Origin of the sequence: Paraburkholderia sp. SIMBA_030 (assembly GCF_046535245.1) — a bacterium.
Taxonomy (GTDB): Bacteria; Pseudomonadota; Gammaproteobacteria; order Burkholderiales; family Burkholderiaceae; genus Paraburkholderia.
Genome location: NZ_JAWRXB010001803.1, coordinates 1 through 230, shown reverse-complemented (window position 1 = coordinate 230; position 230 = coordinate 1). Strand labels below are relative to the sequence as shown.

General features: G+C 63.0%; 1 protein-coding gene. It reads right to left on the bottom strand.

Annotated elements, in window-relative coordinates; all coding sequences use genetic code 11:
- A partial coding sequence (locus tag SB772_RS46200; protein ID WP_410839293.1) for a hypothetical protein occupies window positions 1-230 on the bottom strand: 230 nt, incomplete at both ends.

Here is a 230-nt window from a genome sequence, read left to right as displayed (position 1 = left end):
GTAGATGCGCCACGTGAGCGCGAGCAGCTCCTGAATCCGGCGGTGCATATCGTTCGCGATGCGTTCGAGGTTCGCGCGTTCGTGCTCGTCGACAACGCCGTCTGCCGTGGCCTCGCGATGCACGCGGCCCAGGTGGCCGAAATCTTCGAGCAGCTGCTGGAACTTCGTGAAAAGCTCGTCGTTATCGACCTCGTCGATTGCCGGGTGCGCGAAGAACGAACCGCCGGACA